Genomic DNA, 2,131 nt, shown 5'->3' with positions numbered 1-2,131 from the left:
CCTACAAGCACTTCATCAATCAATGCATGAAAATGAAGAGGTTAAACCCACAGGTAAACTTTCGGAGATGAGAGCTGAGCAGGGTGTGGCAGTCGCACCTAGCGACTCATCGAATGGTCTCTGTAGCCTCAAAGTCCATCTTGACGTTGCATGGGCCGATTCATGAAGGTTAGCAACCTCTGATTGAATGATCACAGCCTTGAATCACCCATGACGTAGCGAATCGACGCGGCCAAATGGGCATGCTCTGTATACCTATCTGAAAGAAGTGCTGACGCGGTTTTCTAAGCAGTAAGTGAAATTGCCAAGCTGCTGACACATCGTTGGCAGCCAGCATAATCACACAACTGAGATCGTCACATGCTTACCGCTGACGAGCGGGAGCTAAGCAATCGCTGCTGACGGTCTAAACTGGTTTCACCCTCCCCGCTCCACCAAGGACCGCGCGACGTCCATGAACCTTCAACGCCTACTGCAAGCCATCAACTCTAGCTCCGTCATCCGCTACAGTGTCAAGCTATCGCCAACTTCGGGCGATGGCCTAGTCCGCCCACCCACTTACATGCCTGAGAAGGATGGAGGACCGCCGTACATCGCTTTTCGCAGGGCATTTGTGGATGGAGAGCTGCGTGAAATAGTGGTGCTGGATTCACCGCAAAGTCAATCCAACCGGATAGAACATGCCTTGCTCGAAGCGCATCGGACTGGGCGCATTTACTACCCAGATATTGTCATCAATTTTCCACCCGAAATGCGTGAACCGAGTATCTCGGTTCTCGAACTCTCGCATCGCATCTACGATGCCTGTCTCCACGCATCCGAACACGGCAGCGAGAACTTCTTCTCAAGCGATATCGGGGAAGCCATCAAGAACGCACGCCCGGGAAACGCCACCGCTCTATTCAAATATGCCCCCATCACCCTGGTTTTGGGTGGCTGGGATAGCCAGAGTGGGACGGGGCCACGAACTGCCAAGATTCAGCGGCTTTTGACCTCGGAAATCATCGGCCTCGATGCCCAGCGCGTCTCGCTGTCTGCTACCAAATTCGACGTTATGGATATTCGCCATAACGTGAAGCTCGTTAAGATCGCCGATTCCAACCGTCGCTTCGAAATAATGACGGAGAAAAATAGACCTTCAAAGAAAGACGAAATCAAGAGACCGAGTGATATGGGCTTTGGCAGCATTCCGTGCAACAACGTACCGGGTGCAGTCATCAGTGGCGCCATTCAGACTAGCGTACTCTCCTGCTCTGGACTACGTAGTCTCGCCTTCCCCAAAGACAATGGCGAGATCGATTCAGAACGCAACCAAGCTGGCCGTGCTGTGCTGGCTGCCCTCGCCCTTTACGGTTTCTTCGCCCAGATGGAAGCGGGTTGCCTGTTACGTTCCGGCTGCGAGCTGGTGCCTAAAGACGACGGTCAGCTGGAGCTCATCGGACGTACCCTCAAGGACGTGACCAAGCTTCATCTATCAGGTGACAATGCCCTTACCCTGCTCAACCAAGCCATCGAGCACGCTGACAAGTTTGACCTCAGCTTCCGCCCCGAAGTACTCAGCCTCAACGCCGACGATCGCCTTGTGGAACTGGTCAAACGCAGTCGCGCGGCCGTTCTTGCAGAAGACAGTTCGGACAACACTTGAGGAGACCGTCCATGCTGCAACTACAGCTCGGCTTTCCCACAGGCAGGTACTGCGCAGCCTGTTTTCATCCTGCTCAGCCTGAGTGGCCTCCGCATCCCTCCCGCGTCTACTCAGCATTGGTYGCAGCGGCCTATGCCGGCGGTCGTCAGCTATTGGATGATGAACGCAAAGTGCTGAAAACCTTGGAACAGGCCGGGCCACCCGTGCTGGCCCGGCCTGAGGCTGACACGACGGCCGGAGCGACCCACTATGTACCAGTGAACGACGAGCGCTCTCGGCTCGGTGAAAAGTCGTTTGGCCCACTCTTGCCAATGCGACAACCCCGACACTTTCCAGCCGCATATCTATTAGGTGAGCCTGAGGTGATTTTCTCGTGGCCGCTTGACCTGGGCACGGATGAGCTGGAGCTGCTCGACCAGTTGGCCGCACGCATGACGCACCTTGGTACGTCGCACAGTCTGGTGATAGCCCACTTCACCTGCAGTG

Annotated in this window: 2 protein-coding genes; both read left to right on the top strand. The window is 55.1% G+C overall.

The window, feature by feature from the left end:
- Positions 1-454: 454 nt before the first annotated feature.
- Entirely contained in the window at positions 455-1,645 is a 1,191-nt protein-coding gene (gene cas7g, locus AC1DVH_RS29970; protein WP_477756843.1) for a type I-G CRISPR-associated RAMP protein Csb1/Cas7g, read from the top strand.
- A gap of 11 nt (positions 1,646-1,656) precedes the next feature.
- On the top strand, positions 1,657-2,131 hold a 475-nt coding region (gene csb2, locus AC1DVH_RS29965; protein ID WP_477756842.1), incomplete at its 3' end, for a type I-G CRISPR-associated protein Csb2.

The sequence above is a fragment of the Pseudomonas sp. P4_C3 genome (assembly GCF_056402075.1).
This window is presented reverse-complemented; position numbering and strand designations above follow the sequence as displayed.